At 69.5% G+C, this 16482-nt stretch carries 16 protein-coding genes; 14 read left to right on the top strand and 2 right to left on the bottom strand.

What is annotated here, in order from left to right; all coding sequences use genetic code 11:
• The first annotated feature begins 36 nt into the window (after positions 1-36).
• A complete protein-coding gene (locus ACR3IO_RS01115) occupies positions 37-657 on the top strand; it encodes an FHA domain-containing protein (protein ID WP_434069319.1) in 621 nt (206 codons plus the stop codon).
• Between the two features lie 128 nt (positions 658-785).
• Here ACR3IO_RS01115 and ACR3IO_RS01110 read toward each other — a convergent pair whose 3' ends face one another.
• Together ACR3IO_RS01110 and ACR3IO_RS01105 are read right to left on the bottom strand one after the other, a co-directional pair.
• The gene (locus tag ACR3IO_RS01110) at positions 786-1532 is read right to left on the bottom strand and encodes a hypothetical protein (protein WP_434069318.1); all 747 of its coding nucleotides are present in this window, start codon (positions 1530-1532) and stop codon (positions 786-788) included.
• Entirely contained in the window at positions 1532-2152 is a 621-nt protein-coding gene (locus ACR3IO_RS01105) for a hypothetical protein (RefSeq protein WP_434069317.1), read from the bottom strand. The genes ACR3IO_RS01110 and ACR3IO_RS01105 overlap by 1 nt, the downstream gene beginning before the upstream one ends.
• 174 nt (positions 2153-2326) lie before the next feature.
• Here ACR3IO_RS01105 and ACR3IO_RS01100 point away from each other — a divergent pair, with 174 nt between their 5' ends.
• From ACR3IO_RS01100 to ACR3IO_RS01040, 13 genes are all read left to right on the top strand, one after another.
• Positions 2327-2620 (top strand): WXG100 family type VII secretion target, encoded by a 294-nt coding sequence (locus ACR3IO_RS01100; protein ID WP_056010942.1) that lies wholly within the window; start codon positions 2327-2329, stop codon positions 2618-2620.
• Between the two features lie 64 nt (positions 2621-2684).
• Complete coding sequence (locus tag ACR3IO_RS01095) at positions 2685-3338, top strand: WXG100 family type VII secretion target (protein WP_434069316.1); 654 nt, start codon at positions 2685-2687, stop codon at positions 3336-3338.
• Entirely contained in the window at positions 3331-3642 is a 312-nt protein-coding gene (locus ACR3IO_RS01090) for a WXG100 family type VII secretion target (RefSeq protein WP_434069315.1), read from the top strand. The genes ACR3IO_RS01095 and ACR3IO_RS01090 overlap by 8 nt, the downstream gene beginning before the upstream one ends.
• A 76-nt stretch (positions 3643-3718) precedes the next feature.
• Positions 3719-6523: a hypothetical protein gene (locus ACR3IO_RS01085; RefSeq protein WP_434069314.1), complete on the top strand. Its 2805-nt coding sequence runs from the start codon at positions 3719-3721 to the stop codon at positions 6521-6523.
• A gap of 91 nt (positions 6524-6614) precedes the next feature.
• Entirely contained in the window at positions 6615-7046 is a 432-nt protein-coding gene (locus ACR3IO_RS01080) for a hypothetical protein (RefSeq protein ID WP_434069313.1), read from the top strand.
• Positions 7047-7159: 113 nt separating this feature from the next.
• Complete coding sequence (locus ACR3IO_RS01075) at positions 7160-7579, top strand: hypothetical protein (RefSeq protein ID WP_434069312.1); 420 nt, start codon at positions 7160-7162, stop codon at positions 7577-7579.
• 61 nt (positions 7580-7640) lie between these two features.
• On the top strand, positions 7641-8531 hold the full coding sequence (locus tag ACR3IO_RS01070; RefSeq protein WP_434069311.1) for a hypothetical protein: 891 nt from the start codon (positions 7641-7643) through the stop codon (positions 8529-8531).
• Positions 8532-8928: 397 nt separating this feature from the next.
• On the top strand, positions 8929-14169 hold the full coding sequence (locus ACR3IO_RS01065) for a toxin glutamine deamidase domain-containing protein (protein WP_434069310.1): 5241 nt from the start codon (positions 8929-8931) through the stop codon (positions 14167-14169).
• Positions 14170-14173: 4 nt separating this feature from the next.
• Entirely contained in the window at positions 14174-14458 is a 285-nt protein-coding gene (locus ACR3IO_RS01060) for a hypothetical protein (protein WP_434069309.1), read from the top strand.
• Between the two features lie 122 nt (positions 14459-14580).
• Entirely contained in the window at positions 14581-14940 is a 360-nt protein-coding gene (locus ACR3IO_RS01055) for a hypothetical protein (protein WP_434069308.1), read from the top strand.
• Between the two features lie 101 nt (positions 14941-15041).
• Positions 15042-15416, top strand: a complete 375-nt coding sequence (locus ACR3IO_RS01050; RefSeq protein ID WP_434069307.1) for a hypothetical protein — start codon at positions 15042-15044, stop codon at positions 15414-15416.
• A 225-nt stretch (positions 15417-15641) separates the two neighbouring features.
• The gene (locus tag ACR3IO_RS01045; RefSeq protein WP_434069306.1) at positions 15642-15992 is read left to right on the top strand and encodes a hypothetical protein; all 351 of its coding nucleotides are present in this window, start codon (positions 15642-15644) and stop codon (positions 15990-15992) included.
• 4 nt (positions 15993-15996) lie between these two features.
• The gene (locus ACR3IO_RS01040; protein ID WP_434069305.1) at positions 15997-16362 is read left to right on the top strand and encodes a hypothetical protein; all 366 of its coding nucleotides are present in this window, start codon (positions 15997-15999) and stop codon (positions 16360-16362) included.
• The last annotated feature ends 120 nt before the right edge of the window (positions 16363-16482 follow it).

Here is a 16482-nt window from a genome sequence, read left to right as displayed (position 1 = left end):
CCCGGGCGAATCGCCCACTCGAGGAAGGACCGACTCGTGGCTTCTGCCCGCTGCGTCTATTGCGATGCGACGCTGCAGCCGAACAGCATGTACTGCGTCGAGTGCGGCCAGCTCATCCCGCAGCAGCCCGCACGTCCGCCGGTGCCCGCGCAGTTCGAGGCGCCGCAGCGCGTCGTTCCGGCGGTGGCTCCCGCGCAGGTTCCGGGTGCACCGGCCGGTGCCGTCGCTCCGGTTCCGCTGCCCCGCACGCTGCCATGGCAGCAGTCCGGAGCAGGGGCGGATGCCGCGGCGCAGGCCTCACCGGCCCCGGTCGCGCCCGCAGCGGTCGAACGCGTCGAACTCGCGTTCTCCACGGGGCAGCGCGTCGTCGTGTCGGGCAGTGCCGTGATCGGACGCAAGCCGGCCGATACCGCGCTGGCCATGGGGGTCCGCGCCGTCGAGGTGCAGGACGACACCAGGTCGGTGTCGCGCGTGCATCTCTTCGTCGACGTGGCCGACGGACGCATCCACGTGGGCGATGCCGGTTCGGCGAACGGCGCCCGACTCGAACGGGCGGGCCGCTTCCAGCAGCTCGAGTCCGCCGGCACGCGGGTCGAGGCGGTCGTCGGCGACACCGTCTGGCTCGGCGACCTGTCGTTCGAGATCCGCCCCGCCTGATCGAGGTCCATCGCGGCGCGCGGCCGGACGCGTCGGGATCCGGCCGCCGCCCAGTCCGGCTCGGGCCCGAGCGGTTCCCCGCTCAGCAGCGCTTGGGCCCAGTCGCGCTCGGGCTCAGCAGATCGGACTCAGCCGAGCTCCGCGGGCCAGTCCGGATCGAGGAGCGGCCCCTTCCACTTCATGAAGCCGAAGGTCGACTCGTGCATCGCGTGCGGGATGCCGCGGGCCTGCGCCTCGGCGAAGAGCACCCGCACGACGGCCTGCACGGTCTCCTCCGACAGCACGGAGTCGAGCAGGAGCGGCAGCAGTCCCCGACGCAGCCCGTCGGCCCACCGCCCGTACAGGCTGACGCGCTTCGCGGCGCCCCGGTCGGGGAATCCCGCGCGCAGCGCCTCGCCGTCGCGCACCGCGATCTCGCAGAGGATGGTGCCGTTTCCGGCCTTCAGGGCGAGGGAGCCGAACCAGCCGAACACCGGGACCGAGCGAAGCCGGGCGGTGCGCGCCCGGTCGTTGAGCACTCCGATGAAGACGACGTCGGACCACGGGATGAAGGGCGAGTTCGCGAGGGCCACGCCGCTCTCGGAGACCGAGCACGCGACGGCACCGTCGCCGGCGAGGAGTCGGAGGATGCGTCCTCGGAGCACGCTCGTCACGATGAGCGAGATGCTGAGCAGGCCGAACACGACGACGAGCGTGATCGTGAACCAGGACCCGAATCCGGTCGCGAGCATGACGGCGATGCCCACCGCGGCCGCGGCGACGAGCAGCGCGCCCGTCGTGATGAATCCGGTGTTCCAGCTCCGTGCCGAGTTCGCCTTCACCGGGTCGACGAGGGCCTGGAACCCCGCCTGATCGGGTGTCGCGTCGAACGTCATCAGCCGAGCAGCGTGGGGTCGATCGTGCCGGCGCCGCCCGCGCGCCGCGAGAAGTCCTCGGGAGCGAGGCGCTTCAGGTCGACGAACGCCCGGTCGCGCATCGTGATGAGCGGCCACGAGGGGGCTTGCGACCCCTTGCCGTTCTGGATGGTGACGTACGCCAGTCGATCGGCATCCGCCCGGTAGACGGCCACGCGGATGCCGCCCTTCTTGTGGTTCGGAACGGGGAGATACTGCGCGGGGTCGCCCGTCGCGAAGCGCGCGTGCAGGGCGTCGGCGACGTCGGGGCCGCCTGCGACGAAGAAGTATCGCGGCTTCAGCCTGGTGCCGGTCTCGACACGCTCCCACCGATGCGAACCACCGATCGCCACCCACGCGAACGCCACCGTGAAGAAGGCCGTGACCAGGACGAGAGCCGGTGCCACGATGCCGCGAAGGCCCGAGCGCCGCCCGGTCATGTCGCTCGCATCGTCGCGGATCGCCTCGAAGTTCGCGAGGACGAGCACGAGGCCGACGAGCGCGAGCACCGACAGGATCGCGAAGACGGTGGTCGGAACCGTGGAACGCGCGTAGCGGAACAGTTGGGGGCGAGCGGCGAGAGTGGCGTCGTCGGGGCGCACGAGTGGCCTTTCCGTCAGGAGATGGGGGACGCCTCGACTGTACCCACTCGGAGCACGGGGAGTCCTGCCCATCGGAATCCGGTGGTGTAGCCGGTAACGTGTTCGACGCACGGGGATTCGGAGCGGGCCTCCATTCCCGGCTCAACCGAGGCATCCACTCAACGGAGGAAAATCATGGCGGAGATCCGCGTCACGTCCGACTCGCTCGCCGGCGTCGCCGGGCAGCTCTCGAGCGGTTCGCAGTCCATCGAGTCGCAGCTGTCGAACCTGAAGTCGCTCGTCGAGGGACTCATCTCCGGCGACTGGTCGGGCACGGCGTCGCAGAGCTTCAACGAGCTCTACTCGCAGTGGGACCAGGCTGGCCTGCAGCTCAAGGAGTCCCTCCAGGGCATCAGCGACCTGCTCAACCAGGCCGCACTGTCCTACGAGGACAGCGAGAACGCGATCGCCGGCACGTTCAACGGCTGACATCGTCTGACACGAGCGCCGGGGCCGACACGCCCCGGCGCTCATCCGGTGGAAAGGGAACCTGGTGGTCTCATTCAGAGTCCGCGCGACCGCGCTGAGCGAGGTGGCGGCGCTGCTCGGCACCGTGCTGTCGACGTTCGACACCAACCTGTCGACGGTCGACGCGCAGGTCAAGGGCACCGTCGACGTCACCTGGAAGGGCGAGGATGCCGAGAGCTTCGCCGAGGGGTGGGCGACGTTCATGACCACGGCCGGGTTCGTGCGCCAGTCGCTCGCGGCGCTGCAGTCCGGTCTCATCGCCGCTGACGGGTCGTACACGCAGAACGAATCCGGCGTACAGCGCTCGTTCAACGGCCGTGCGCCCGCCGTCGCCGCGATGCGGTCGAACTCGGGCAAGCTCGGGGCGAGCGTCGAGCGAGGCGAGGAACGCGCCGAGGACATGGCCGAGTTCTTCGGCCGCGACTACGCCGGCGACGGCGAGGCCGAGCTGTACGGCGGCGGCATGCTCGGGGCTCGCAAGAGCACCGGCCAGGCGACCGGCGGCGGTGCCGGCGACAGCGACCGCGACGGCGACGACGACTCGATCGGCGACGGCGTCTTCCGCGTCGGCGAAGACGGCGAGCCGGCGCAGGTCGACGGCGTGGCGCCGGTTCAGATCGGCGAGGTGCCCGTCATCGACGCGTCATCCGAGAACGCGACAGGGGAGAACGATGTCTGAGCAGCAGGCCGACACGGCCGACCTCAAGGCGCTCGCCGACATGCTCGGCGAACTCGTGACGTACTGCACGGCGCTGAAGCAGGGGGCGAGCGGGTTCGCCTACATGCTGCCGGCCGAATGGCAGGGTCCGGCGATGAGCAACTTCATCAGCATGTTCGAGAAGTGGCAGCTCGGTGCCGAGGCCATGTCCCAGGCGGCCGAGGGGCTTCAAGACCAGGTCGACGGCGCGCACAAGGCCTACACCGAGACGATCGAATCGCTCGACGAGTCCTGGAGCAAGCTCGCCTCGGGTCTCAGCGCCTGAGCATTCTCTTTCCCGGCGCGGCCGGTCGAGGCGTTCCTCGACCGGCCGCGCCGGCCTGATGCCCGGAGATTCATCGATGCCCCACCTCCAACTCGACGCTGCTCGCCTCTCGAACGACGGCACCGCCCTGTTCTCGATCGCGCAGTCGGTGTCGTCTGCGGTTCGGGCGTGCGAGTCTGCGTTGGGTGGCACGGGTGGGATGGCCGGTGATGATGAGTCGGCTGAGGTGTTCGCGCACGGGCAGGATGGCGAGCCGGGGTACGACCAGTATTCGGTCGATGTGATGAAGTCGGCGCTGGGCATGGCGAATGCGTTGCGGATCGTGGATGCCGCGTTGGGCAACACGGGTCGTGCGTATGACGGTGCGCAGTTGGTAGGGGCGTTCAAGCCTGCGGCGTCGTCGGGGATTCCTGAGGAGACGCCGTCGATCGTGCCGCCGTCGGCGTCGGTGCCGACGTCGCTCGGCAAGGGTCCCGAGGGTCCGTTGGGGGAGTTCGGCGATTTCCTGAAGGATGCGCTGGCGATGCTCGGCGTGATGCTGCCGTCGGCGGATCGGGGCAAGCTCTCGAACGCGGAGTCGGCGTGGAGTGAGTTGTCGGGTGCGATGACGCGGGCGCAGTCCCGCGTCGATGGCGCCTTCACGAGCGTGTCGTCGATGACGTTGCCGCAGAAGTCGAGCATGCTCTCGTGCCAGCGGTCGCTGGGGTCCTCGTTCGGCAAGGTCGCCGATTCGGCGGACTCGATGGCCGGGTTCGCGCGGGGCATGATCGACGCGGTCGACAAGGCGTGGGAGGAGATCGGCTGGTTCATCGCGCAGATGGCGGTCGAGATCGCGATCGAGATCGGTGTCGGCGCTCTGCTCGGCATGGTCACCTTCGGTGCGGGTGCGGCGGCGATGGCGGCGAAGATCATGTTGACCGTGACGCGGTGGGCGATCAAGATCGCGACGTTGTGCCGCAAGCTGCGCACGCTGATCATGATGGCGTTGCGTGCGGCGCGTATGGCGATCCGTGGCGGCATCCGGGTGGCTCGTGAGTCGATCTCCGCGGGTCTGGCGAGTGGTATCACGACGGTGTCGTTCAACTCGGTGCGTGGTGCGTTGGATCCGAACTACCAGCCGCAGAACGTGTTGAACGCGGCGCTGTCGGCCGCGGCCGGCGGTGCGACAGGCGGAACGTTCTCGGGTGCGGCAGGTCGGTTGACGAGCAGCGTGCCTTCCGGTGGCATGCAGCAGGTCACGCATTTCGCGGCCGAGGTCGGTGGCGGTGCGATCGACGGCCTCGGCGAAGGACTGGCGGGCTCGGCGTTGTCCGGTCAGGCGTTCGAACCGTTGTCGGCGATGGCCGCGGGCGCGTTGCTCGGCGGAGCCCTGTCGGGCCGACCAGGCGGGGCGCATTCACCTTCATCGCCGTCTGCGCCCTCGGCACCGGGCGGTTCGAGCAGCCCCGTGGCGTTGCACGACATCGACACGAGCGGCGTCCCGTCGGGCACCGGCACGAATGCGAACGGGGGTACTCCCGGCGGCAGTGGTGCGGTGGGCATCTCGAACGACGCCCCGACGACGGGCTCCGGAGGCGGTGGGTCGAGCACGTCCGGTGGCGGTGGCCAGGTCGACGTGTCCAACGACGCACCGACCCCGAGCGCTGGCGGCCCCGATGTCGCGGGTGCTGGTGATGGTGGTGGTTCGGTCGACCTGCCCGGTGCGGTTGATTCCGGTGGTGTGGATCTGCGTGACGGGTCCACCGCGAACGTTCCTGCAGCGGATGCCCCGACCGCCGATGCTCCTGCAGCGGATGCCCCGAATGCGGACGCTCCACCCGCTGAAGCTCCGACGGCGGCTGGAGCGCTGAGCGCGGATGTGCCCACGCAAGGCGCTGACGTACCGGCCGCTGACGCCTCGACGCATGCGGATGCGTCAGCGGCGGATGCCCCGACTGACACGGATGCTCCGACGCACGCCGAGGCGCCGACGCCGGACGCCCCGAAAACGGACGCACCTGCTCACTCGGGTACCCCGACTCCGGATGCTCCGGCCGAGCCTTCGCCGTCCTCTGCTCCCCCCGAGGCGTACCTCGTTGACTCGGGCGGCGCGCCGGCGTCGGATGTCTCGCCGCACACGGTCACCCTCGCCGATGGAACGACGCACGACGTCCGGAGCTCACGTGCGCAGATAGCGGCCAGCCCTGATGCCGAGGCGGCCGTCGAGGCGGCGGCGGCTCGCGAAGGGCTCTCGATCCAGGAGGCGCACGACCTGATCTACAAGACTCCGGTCGACCAGCTCACGCCCGATCAGGCGCAGGCGCTCGTGCGGATTCGCGACAGCGTGCCGCCCATCCGCGATGGCGAGACGATGCAGAAGGTGTTGGCGATCAAGCACGAGCAGGGCATGTTCGATCCAAACAACGACTTTCGCGCCGAGGTGTCGGGGTTCGTCGCACGTGCTGCTGACACGCAGCGTCTGGAGACGCCCGACGACCTGCTGCACGGCATCGGCCTCGACTATGGTCTCGACGCGACGGGCAAACCGACAGCCAATCACGACTTCATGAATCCTGATGGTTCGGCCAAGCCGATGCTCGCGGTTCGGTTCGAGAAGACCGCAGAAATAGACCCGCAGGTGCCGATGAAGCATCTCGGTGACCAAGCCGGTGAGCCTGATCGATATCACCCTGGCAAAATGGATGCGCCCGGCGGCTTGAACCCGTATCTCGGCAACGGGTTCGTGGGCAAGGGCGGCAAGGAGATCGTTCCCGAGTACCATCTCGAGAACAAGGTGGAGAACGCCTTCCGGCCGGGATCGGAGCTCTGGCGCGTCGAGCCGGATGGAACGGAGACGTTGATCGGTGTCTTCTCCGGAGGGGTCTGGGTCCGTGTCGTCTGAGTGGCCTGATGAGTGGGGGCGTCCTGGTCCTGACTGGGTGCGTTCGGGCGGCCCCTATGCCGAGTGGCGTGGGGAGTGGTTTCGGAGCAGCATGCCGGGCACGGACGGCACGCTCGAGTTGTATTCGACGCCGCAGCAGCTTTCCGCGATGGACTGGCTCCCAGAGGCGGCGAATGTGGCCGGTACCGTGAAGTTGCGTGTCGAAGACTTGGCGCGGTTGATCGCGACGCGGAGTTTCGTCTCGTACTCGGGGCGTCGGGGCAGACTGATGGCGACGATGTTCCCGGACGGGCAGCGATACGGATGGGTTGAGATGTCCGCGCCGGGCGCGAGCGCCGCACTCGAGTATGCCGGTGATGAGTACGAGTGGGCGGCTGCGCTTCCGGGTTTCGAGGCGAGGGACGTGCGGGATTCGTACGGCTATGGCGTTCGGGGACGTGTGCCGTTGTCGGAGGTCACCGACTTCACGCAGGAGATCACCGAGTATCCGGTCGGGACGTCACCGCGGCCGAGTGCAGAGTGAGCCGGCGGTCCGTGTCGTCTGAGTGGCCTGATGAGTGGGGGCGTCCTGGTCCTGACTGGGTGCGTTCGGGCGGCCCCTATGCCGAGTGGCGTGGGGAGTGGTTTCGGAGCAGCATGCCGGGCACGGACGGCACGCTCGAGTTGTATTCGACGCCGCAGCAGCTTTCCGCGATGGGCTGGCTCCGAGAGGCGGCGAATGTGGCCGGTACCGTGAAGTTGCGTGTCGAAGACTTGGCGCGGTTGATCGCGACGCGGAGTTTCGTCTCGTACTCGGGGCGTCGGGGCAGACTGATGGCGACGATGTTCCCGGACGGGCAGCGATACGGATGGGTTGAGATGTCCGCGCCGGGCGCGAGCGCCGCACTCGAGTATGCCGGTGATGAGTACGAGTGGGCGGCTGCGCTTCCGGGTTTCGAGGCGAGGGACGTGTGGCATCCGTACGGGTACGGTGTCGACGGCGACGTGCCGTTGTCGGAGGTCACCGATTTCACGCAGGAGATCACGCAGCATCCGATCATTCCGTCGACTCGGTAGCGGCGACAGTGCTCGGTAATGTGAGGTCGATCCAGAAGGGCGGCGAACGTTGACGCAGTTCGTGCAGAAGGCAGTTCTTCCCGCGCGGGAGCGCGCGTGGCTGAGTTTCGGCGACGAGGTCGTCTGCGGGTACGTGGTACGCGCCGAAGACGCGGTCTGGGCTGATACGCCCGAGAAGATCCACCGTCTGCACGGGCTCGGGTTCCCGGGGTCGCCGCTGTCGCCGACGTTCCCATTTCTCGATGTCGTGCGGATCCCGGTGACCCCGTTCCTCCAGCTCGAGAACGCGACGGGCGGCACGAGCCCCCATGAAGCGCAGCTGACCGGTGGGCGCTTCATCGACCACCCGCCTTTCTCGGGAAACGGGTTCGTCACCGGGGTCCCCGAACGCATCGTGCCGTTGTGGTGGCTGCATCCGACCCGGATTCCGGCCGGTGCGGAGGTCTGGCGCGTGTATGCCGACGCGCACGAGGAGCTCGTCGCCGTGTTCCCCGATGTCGCGAGCGGATGGCAGACGGTGGGCGAGTACGCGTTCGAGCCCGAGGGTCGGCGTGCGCCGTCTCCGGTCCTGAACGTCTTCGGTGACTGGAACTCGCACCGGGTGTTCGCCGACCGACTGGCCGACGGTCGCACGGCGATCGCCTCGTTCGAGGAACTGCCGGGGATGACCCGGTCGCGACGGGGCCTGTGGGGGGCGCGAGTCGAGTCCGACGAGGTCACCGCAGTGTCCGCGGTCCGGTTCACCTGTTCATGGAATGGCATGCCGTTCCAGATCATCGACCGTTTCGACGGCAACGGCGGCGTCACGGCGCAGTTGGTCTATCTCGGCGGTGACGTCCTGCAGGCTGAGGCGTCGCGCCTGACCAAGACCGACGCGGGCGTCTACGAGGCATCCGTGCCGTGGAATGAGCTCACCGAGGTCCAGGGCGTCGAGGTCGTACCGACCGCGTGATTCGCGCGGCCGTGACGTGACGTGGCGTCGACCGGTGGGGATACCATTCCTCGAGACGTTGCCGCGCGAAGGACGCCGGCGCATGGAGAGTCCTCCCCATGGCGAGGACGCGGTCCATATGGTTCCCTGAAACAGTCGGAACCTCACCACCCACCATGAGCTCGGGAGTTTCATGTCGCACATTCAGCTCGACGCGGCGCGGCTTGCCGCGGATGGCACCGCCCTGTTCTCGATCGCGCAGTCGGTGTCGTCTGCGGTTCGGGCGTGCGAGTCTGCGTTGGGTGGCACGGGTGGGATGGCCGGTGATGATGAGTCGGCTGAGGTGTTCGCGCACGGGCAGGATGGCGAGCCGGGGTACGACCAGTATTCGGTCGATGTGATGAAGTCGGCGTTGGGCATGGCGAATGCGTTGCGGATCGTGGATGCCGCGTTGGGTAACACGGGTCGTGCGTATGACGGTGCGCAGTTGGTGGGGGCGTTCAAGCCTGCGGCGTCGTCGGGGATTCCTGAGGAGACGCCGTCGATCGTGCCGCCGTCGGCGTCGGTGCCGACGTCGCTCGGCAAGGGTCCCGAGGGTCCGTTGGGGGAGTTCGGCGATTTCCTGAAGGATGCGCTGGCGATGCTCGGCGTGATGCTGCCGTCGGCGGATCGGGGCAAGCTCTCGAACGCGGAGTCGGCGTGGAGTGAGTTGTCGGGTGCGATGACGCGGGCGCAGTCCCGCGTCGATGGCGCCTTCACGAGCGTGTCGTCGATGACGTTGCCGCAGAAGTCGAGCATGCTCTCGTGCCAGCGGTCGCTGGGGTCCTCGTTCGGCAAGGTCGCCGATTCGGCGGACTCGATGGCCGGGTTCGCGCGGGGCATGATCGACGCGGTCGACAAGGCGTGGGAGGAGATCGGCTGGTTCATCGCGCAGATGGCGGTCGAGATCGCGATCGAGATCGGTGTCGGCGCTCTGCTCGGCATGGTCACCTTCGGTGCGGGTGCGGCGGCGATGGCGGCGAAGATCATGTTGACCGTGACGCGGTGGGCGATCAAGATCGCGACGTTGTGCCGCAAGCTGCGCACGCTGATCATGATGGCGTTGCGTGCGGCGCGTATGGCGATCCGTGGCGGCATCCGGGTGGCTCGTGAGTCGATCTCCGCGGGTCTGGCGAGTGGTATCACGACGGTGTCGTTCAACTCGGTGCGTGGTGCGTTGGATCCGAACTACCAGCCGCAGAACGTGTTGAACGCGGCGCTGTCCTCGGCTGTGGGCGGAGCCGCGGGTGCAGGATTCTCGGGTGCGGGCGGCCGGCTGACCGGTGGCGTGAACCCGGGTGCGATGCAGCGGGTGACGCATATCGCGGTCGAGACCGGTGGCGGTGCGGTCGATGGGCTCGCGTCGGGCCTGGCGGAGTCGGGCCTGTCCGGTCAACCGTTCCAGCCGTTGTCGGCGATGGCGGCGGGAGCGTTGCTGGGTGGCGCGTTGGCTGGTCGTCCGGGCGGCGGGCACGGGCCTTCGACACCGGGTGGTCCGGGCGGTTCGGGGGGTCCTGGCGGTGCCGGGACCGACATCGACACGAGCGGCATCCCGTCGGGAACGGGCACCAGCGCGAATGCGGGCGCTCCCGGCGGCGGTGGCTCGGTGGACATCTCGAACGATGCGCCGACCCCGGGCACCGGTGGCGGTGGGTCGAACACGTCCGGCGGTGGTGGATCGGTCGACGTGTCCAATGACGCGCCGACTCCCGGTTCCGGTGACGGCGGTGGCGGCACCGGCGGTGACGGCGGCGGTTCGATCGATCTGCCGAGCGCGGTCGACTCGAGCGGTGTCGACTTGAGCAACGGCGGCTCCGGAGCGGATGCCCCGACTGCGGACGCCCCGACTGCGGATGCCCCGACGCACGCTGATGCTCCTGCTGCGGATGCTCCGACTGCGGATGCCCCGGCTGCAGATACTCCGTCGCACGCTGATGCTCCTGCGGCAGACGCCCCGAGCCACGCCGATGCTCCGACCCATGCGGATGCCCCGTCGCAGGCCGATGTTCCGACGCACGTGGATGCTCCTACGGCGGATGCCCCGACCCATGCGGATGCCCCGTCGCAGGCGGATGCCCCGACGCATGCGGATGCTCCCACGGCGGATGCCCCGACGCATGCGGATGCTCCCACGGCGGATGCCCAGACGCATGCCGATGCCCCGACGCAGGCCGATGTTCCGACGCAGGCCGACGCTCCGACGCATGCGGATGCTCCCACGGCGGATGCTCCAACCCATGCCGACGCCCCGACGCACGCGGACGCCCCGACGCACGCCGATGGTCCCGCGGTCGAGTCGCAGCCGGCCGACGCGCAGGCGGCGGCTCACGCGGTGGACGCGGGAACCGCGGCCCCGACCGACGCCGACATCGCGGCGTCCGCCGATGCAGTGACCGATGCCGGCCCCGAGGCGAATTCGCCCGCTGACGAGGCCGGTTCAGATGCGGCATCCGATGCCGATGCGAACGACGGCATCGACACCGACGGCCTCGATGTCGAGGACGCTGCGGCGGCCGGCGGCGCGGCCGTCGCGGCAGGCGCCGCGGCACTCGCATTCAAGCCGTCCTTCCTCCCGTCGCACACGCCCGGCGGTTCGGCGCCCGCGGCCCCGGCCCCGAACGGCTCGACGCCGGCTGCAGCCGGCCAGTCCGGAACGCCCTCCGCCGACGCGCCGACGAACGGCTCGTCGTCGACGGGTCAGGGCGACGGCGCCAACCAGGGCGCCGGCGATGGGCAGACACCGCCCGCGAAGGATCCCGCTGCGAACAACACGACCACGCGCAGCGTCGAGGAGATCGATGCGGCGCTGCAGTCGATCAACCCGAACTTCGACCCGTCCGACCCCGCGAACGGCTACGCCACCAACTGCGGCAACACGTCGTCGAACCTCAACGACTTCCTGAACGGCTCGTCGAGCGTCGAGGCGTCCACCGGCACGCTCGACGTCGCGCAGATGGAGGCACGCACCGGAAACCCGCAGACGCCGATGACGCCCGACCAGATCGCATCCACGCTGACCGCGATGGGACCGGGCTCGCACTGCGTGGTCGGCATCGACCGGTCGACCGGCGACGGCCACTGGTTCAACGCCTACTTCGACGGCGACACCGTGTGGGCACTCGATGCGCAGACCGGGACCCGCACTCCGTGGCCGCCGGCCGAACCCGACGCCACGAACTGGGATGCCTCGATCCAGCCCGAGCTCGTCACGAACCCCGACGGCACGACGCCCAACGCGACCCCGGCGGGTCCGGATGCAGCGGCGTCGACGCCCGACGCGCCGGCACCGGCGTCGGCCGCTCCGGCGACCGTCGCCGACCCGTCGACGGGAAGCGCCGCCGACTCGGCGCCGAGCACGACCGGAACCGACTCCGACGCGGCGGCCGATGAGCCGCAGCGCGGGTGGTCCAGCAAGGCGACGGTCGGCCCTGATCACGCCTCCGACGGCTCGGACGGACCGGGCAGGACCTACAACGGCTACGACATCTCGGAGCTCACGCCCGAGATCCGTGCCCAACTCGACGCCCTCGCCGCCGAGGCCGACTCGCCCATCGTCAGGAACGCCGATGGCACATACGCGTTGAGCACGCCGATCGACGTCGACGCCTTCACCCGGACGAACCCGGATCACGACTGGGCGGAGTTCCAGCGGCAGGTCGGCCTGCAGCAACAGGGGCTGAACCAGCTCACGGTCGCCGAATGGCGTCACAACGTCGAGTTCTATCGTCGCGAGAACCGCGTCGCCCAGAGCCAGCAGGGCCGCGCGATCAAGGCGCTGAAGAAGCTCGGGGTGCCGTTCACCAATCCCGCGGTGCTGCACGGCCCCGACCAGTCGGCCGGCGGTCGCGCCAACCGATTCGACGGTGCGGGCGACTCCCCGGTGAACAGTTCGCTCGGCGGCGCATGGAGCGGTCGGCGAATCGCGGACCTCACCTCGGATGTCCTCGGGGTGTACGTCGAGGTCGACCCGAAGCTCCTCGCGCACGTCCACATGAACGTGCACCTGGGTGCGACCGATGCCCTCTCGACCCCGAACGCGACCGCGACGCAGGCGACGCTGACGGGAGCCCGACCGATCACCGGCCCGGCGACGACGAGCGGTGCGACTCCGAGCGCCGCTGCTCCGGGCGGGCCGGGCGCTCCGGCGCCGGCGAGCGGGTCGACGGGTGCGTCGACCACGTCGGCTCCGGCGGCCGCCAGCGCGCCGGCGACCCCGACGACAGCGGCTTCTCCTGCAACGCCCGCGCCTGGCACGGCGGCGGGCTCGTCGGCTCCCACCGCTGCTGCGGGTTCCGGCCCGTCGGCACCGACCTCCCCGACCGCCTCTCCCTCGACGGCGAACCCGGCGACGACCGCCTCGAGCGGTTCGAACCCGACGACGGCCCCGTCGACGAGGGCGGGCACCTCCTCGCCCCTGACCGCGCCGACGACGCCCGCGGCCGGACTGGGTGCCGGGAGCCCGGCGGCGACGACCGGTGAAGGTGGAGACCCCAGCCACGCGGGCGCCGTGCCCGGAGAGGCCAGGGCCTCTCACTCGAGCGAGACCGCCTCGGCGGAGTCGCCCGAATCGGAGCAGACCGGGGCTGACCAGTCGCCCGAATCGGAGCCGGTCTCGCCCGAGCAGTCGGCCGATTCGGAGGCGCACGCTCCGGTCGACGACGCGGCAGCTTCGGACGTGCTCTCCGACGACGCCGGCGATGGCGACGATGCGGCCGACCCGACGGCCGCGGCCCGCCACGGGCGCCACGCGATCCTCGACAACGCGTACGCCTGGCGCGGCCCCGAATCGGCCGCGGCGAGCGTCGCCGCCGTCAACCAGGGTTTTCGACTCAACGCTCGCTATAGGTTCAACTGCCACTTCGTGGTCAACGCACTCGAGCTCCGGCTCCGGGGTTATGACGTCGAGGCGAGCCCGACTGCGCCGGGCAGGCCCGTCCCCGAGATGCGGGGTCCGTTCGCGATCGCGCGCGACTGGCAGCAGGCCGATGGAACGACTCGCGAGTTCGAGCCGCTGGCCGGGCACGGGAACACGGTCGATGAGGCGCTCGCGCATCTCACCGCCGACTGGGAGATCGGTGCACGCGGCTTCATCGGCGGCATGTACACGAGCGGTGGTGGCCACATCTTCACGATCGTCAGGGAGGCCGACGGGCTCAAGTTCTACGACGGGCAGTCGAACATCATCGACGCCTCGGCCTATCTCGCGCAGATGGACTTCAACCCGTCGTCCGGAGACCCCGGCCTCGGTATCACTGTGCTCCGGGTCGACGATCTCGAGCCCACCGAGCGGATCCTGAAGACCTCGATGCGGCTCGAAGAGGGCGCGGCGGTCCGTGACGCGTACTTGACCCAGACGAATGCGGCCCGACTGCGGGACCGCGACGTCGCGATGGGCATGCATTGGCAGCACCACAACGCGCTGGACATCCACCAGCTCGACGCCGTCGTCGCTGATCCGACCACGGATGCGGTCACGCGTTCCCGGGCGGCGGAAGTGCGTCGCGGTCTCTACGACCAGTACGTGCGGCTGCGGCAGTGGGAGCAGTATTTCCTGCAGCAGATGTCGCCGCCGCCGGCTGGCGGGAACGCAGGTGCGACGACTCCGAATGCGGGAGACTGAACCCATGCTCACACTGGATGAGGCGCGAGCCGCCTTCGATCGTTACGCGGCGCGGGAACCACTGCTCGTCGAGGGAACGCTGTACGTGAAGGAATGGTACGAGGACGACTCCGACTTCCTTCCCGTCTGGGGTGCCCGCGAGTTCTACGTGGACAACGACCATTCGTACGCCCGCTGGGACCAGCGAGTGGTGTTCATCGACAAGCGGACCGGCGAGGTGCGCGTCGAGTTGATGCCCGACCACCTCGCGAAGACCGGTGCGATGACGCGGGTCTCCGCGGAGGCGTGAGCGGGCCCGGGCTCGGCATGGGTACGGAACTGCCGATCGACTGAGACCCGGGCGCGGACCTGGTCACCCGCGCCGCGCAGCGCCGGCGGTACGCTCGAGGTATACGACCGAAGGGAACACCGATGCTGGATGCCGTGACGATCGCCTTCGTCGAACAGGCGGTCGCCCTCCCGCCGCAGGTGCTCACGGAGGCGTTCGGCCGCCAGGTCCGTCTCCGTGCCAAGGGCGGCAAGGAGGCGAGTCGTGCCGCGGTCCCGTCCGCGAGCGAGAACTCCGATCTCGAGCATCGGCTCAACACCGCGCTCCGCGCCCGCACCGATGAACTCGACGGCATGATGATGGAGGCGTACGCGGTCATCCAGACGGCGGCGCGCGCGGTCCTGAAGCGCGCGAAGCTGACCGAGGAGCAGTACGACGTACTCGTGCGCCCGTTCGCCGACGCCGGGGTCGAGGTGCCGTCGTACCGGGTCGCCGAGGCGTGACCGGCGTGACCTCGTTTCCTGCGGTACGACGCGCGTCAGCGCGGATCGACTCGCTCGAGCACGCCGGAGCCGACCAGATCGCGGATCTGTAGGCCTCTGGAATGACGACGATCGATCCTTCCCTCGGGGCGTTCCTCGCCACCGTCTCGCTACTGGCTCCCGAGCAATTCGACGCGATTCGCGTGAATGGACGCCGGATGGGCCCCGCGCGCCGCATCGCGGCACGCAAGGCCGCGAAGCTGTCGGCCTCCGAGTTCAGCTCGCTTGACAAGCGCGTGCGAGACACGATCCAGCGACACGACGCGGAGCTCGGCCGGATCGGAGACGGTGCGCTGACCGCGGCGATCAACGACACCTTGCTCGCCGCGCATGCGGTCGGGTACGCCGACCGGCTCTCCGACGAGGAGTACTCGGTGCTGGTTGCGCCATTCGTCGAAGCCGGCGTGCCGGTGCCGCCGCGACAACTGAGACCCTGACCCTTCTGTCGTATGGACGAGTTCGTCGTCTTCGTCGACGAGCGCATCGGCGCGGTTCGGCGCCAGAAGGAGGTGCCGGTTTCGACGTGGTCACGGCCCGCACCGCGCTCGATGGAAGGGCCACTCCAGTAGGCTCTCGCCAGACATGGACGGGTCGGGCGGCCCTGCTGCTCGAAGAAGTGAGGAGGCGGCGTGTCGTTGTTGCCCGTAGAGGTCGAAGCGTTCGTGGATGCGGCATCCGTGCTGAGCGCCGAAGCCTTCGATCGCATCCGGCGGGCGGCCGCGGCCGCCACCGCGGCCGGTTCGCTCGACCCGTCTGCTGCGCCCACCTTGTCGGCTTCGGAGTTCAGTGCCCTCGACAGGCGCGTTCGCGATCTCATCTCCCCCCGGGCTGAGGAGCTGACCGAGAAGCCCGGCGGTCTGCGGTCGGCGATCGCGCTCACCAATCTCGCGGCGCGATCGATCTGGCGGCGCGAGCGGATCGCGGCCGACCAGTACGAGGCGTTCGTCGGCCTGTTCCGCGCCGAGGGTGTCGAAGTCGGACCTGGCGATGGCTCCCGGCGGCTGCGGAGGTGAACCGATGACGACCGATCCGGCGAAGGCGGTCGAGGAGTTCCTGCTCGCGGTCGGCACCCTGCGTGGTGATCAGTTCGCGCAGGTCGGTCGCGCGGCGATCGCGGCCGGCGCGAAGGCCCGATCGACCGCGCGGAGGTCGGCGAGGCTCTCGGCCGCCGAGGCGGGTGCGCTCGAGAAGGCGGTGCGTCAGGCGATCGAACCCCTGCACGGGGAACTCCTGGCGCTCGGCCCGGGCGCCCTCGCTTCCGCGATCTCCGACACCATGTCCGCGTCGCGAGCGATCCTGAAGCGGGCCTCGCTCACGCCCGAGGAGTACGCCGTGCTGACCGGCCCGTTCGCCACGGTCGGGGTCGCCCTGCCGCCCGCCTGATGCGCGAGATCGAGGAAATCGGTCCGGAAGCAGCTCACGCGACGAGGTCATGGTCGTCCGTCGCATGGGCATGGCTCCCCATTGGCGGGCGGCGGGGGATGGATAGACTCGCCGGGGTGG

It is taken from the genome of Agromyces sp. Marseille-Q5079 (genome assembly GCF_051016555.1).
Classification (GTDB): domain Bacteria; phylum Actinomycetota; class Actinomycetes; order Actinomycetales; family Microbacteriaceae; genus Agromyces.
This window is presented reverse-complemented; position numbering and strand designations above follow the sequence as displayed.